The organism is Ruegeria sp. E8 (assembly GCF_056533985.1).
Genome location: NZ_JBQFOY010000054.1, coordinates 1 through 1,532, shown reverse-complemented (window position 1 = coordinate 1,532; position 1,532 = coordinate 1). Strand labels below are relative to the sequence as shown.

Annotated in this window: 1 protein-coding gene and 1 pseudogene; one reads left to right on the top strand and one right to left on the bottom strand. The window is 55.9% G+C overall.

Features of this window, described 5'->3' with window-relative positions:
- Positions 1-187 precede the first annotated feature (187 nt).
- The gene (locus ACR0LF_RS23600; protein ID WP_480584048.1) at positions 188-1,189 is read left to right on the top strand and encodes a helix-turn-helix domain-containing protein; all 1,002 of its coding nucleotides are present in this window, start codon (positions 188-190) and stop codon (positions 1,187-1,189) included.
- Positions 1,190-1,254: 65 nt separating this feature from the next.
- On the opposite strand, the pseudogene ACR0LF_RS23595 reads toward ACR0LF_RS23600, so the two are convergent.
- Positions 1,255-1,532: pseudogene (locus ACR0LF_RS23595) on the bottom strand (CoA ester lyase); the annotation flags it as partial.

The following is a 1,532-nucleotide window of genomic DNA, read 5'->3' as shown; positions in this document are numbered from 1 at the left end:
CCGTCAACCGCGTCGACAACGCTTACGGAGACCGAAACCTAATCTGCACATGCCCACCAATGTCAGACTACGAAGAAGCCGCTGAGTAGAGCCTAGGGCCATCAATCCATTTCATGTCCTGACGGATTGAAAACAAAAAGGGCAGCGCCGGTCAGGCGCTGCTTCTGACCAAGTCGATGGAGGAACAATGAAACACTATGTCCTCGCAAATGATCCTGCCAACCCGGAAAAAACGGCGCCTGAGGCATCGGAGAGATTGAAGCACATCGATGTCATCCTCAGCGATCAGCGGGCTTTGGCGTCGGCTGAAATCGTCGTTGAATTCTTTCAGGCTTTGAACAACCTGATCGAAGATTGCTGTTACGTGGTCAATCTGCGGGTGTCCGGCAATGGGGCTGTCGGAGGACCCCTTTATTGGGCCGGTCGCACCGCGATTTTCTGGGGGGACCTGGAGAAGAATTGGGATGTCGCCGGTGCGCGAAGAACCTGGTTATCACAAATCCTCAACCTGTCTCCGAGGTCTGTTCTTGTCGGCGGTGCTGTCCTTCTGCTGGCTCAATTGGGCAGAGCTGGTCGAAGTACTGCTGCGGTACATCCTAATTTTGCGGCTGCCGCGCTGGAAAGCGGGTTGGAAAGCTGTGGCACAGGAACCTATCTGGCCTCGGATGGGCGCCCTCACAGCGCGACCAGCAGATTAAGCGCACTTCGGCTGCTGTCTGAATTTGTTTCGAGCGATCATGGGGAACATATCGCCGAGTCGCTACGCAGTTATATTGGCCTGACGGAACCTGCACAGAAACATGTAAGCAGGCTTGCCGACCGGTTGGTTCATCGTGCCAGGGGTGATCTTTTGGTCGTGCGCACCCTGGAGGCGATGCAGGAGAACATCGAAGATCCTTTGGCGATTTCCGATCTTTCCCGTGCACTCAAAACCTCAACGCGCCAGTTGCAGCGACGGTTCCTGAACAAAACGGGGGAAAAGCTTCTTTCGACATACAAAGAACTGCGATTGGAGCGCGCGCAAAACCTGTTGCAGTTCACGAACATGTCGCAGATCGAAATCTCGGCGGCCACCGGGTTTTCGTCAACTGTCGCCTTGAAGCGCGCGTTTCAGCGCAGCTATGAAACTAGCCCGGAAGACGTGCGAAACAGGCGGTTTCTGGGCTCGATCTCAACGGAAAGCAATTAGTGTTTTCAGGGCTTCGATCAGGATGAAATCGCGTGGGCAGGACGCCCACGCAACTTTTGTTTGGTTTAGGCCGCTGCGATCTGACGCGCCTTTTCCACCATCACTTCCGCCTGCCGGATCGAAGCATAGTCAATCAGACGGCCGTCCAGCGAAACGGCGCCTTTACCGGCGGCTTCGGCTTCGGCCATGGCTTCGAGGATGCGCTGTGCCTTGGTCACTTCGGCCTCGCCGGGCGACATGACTTCGTTTGCAAGCGCGATCTGGCTTGGATGAATCGCCCATTTACCCTCACAGCCCAGTACCGCCGCGCGTTTTGCAGCCGCTTTGTAGCCATCGGGATCCT

Bases quoted from the DNA above. Each gene is read 5' to 3' on its own strand.
- ACR0LF_RS23600 (WP_480584048.1), top strand. From the start codon at position 188: ATGAAACACTATGTCCTCGCAAATGATCCTGCCAACCCGGAAAAAACG.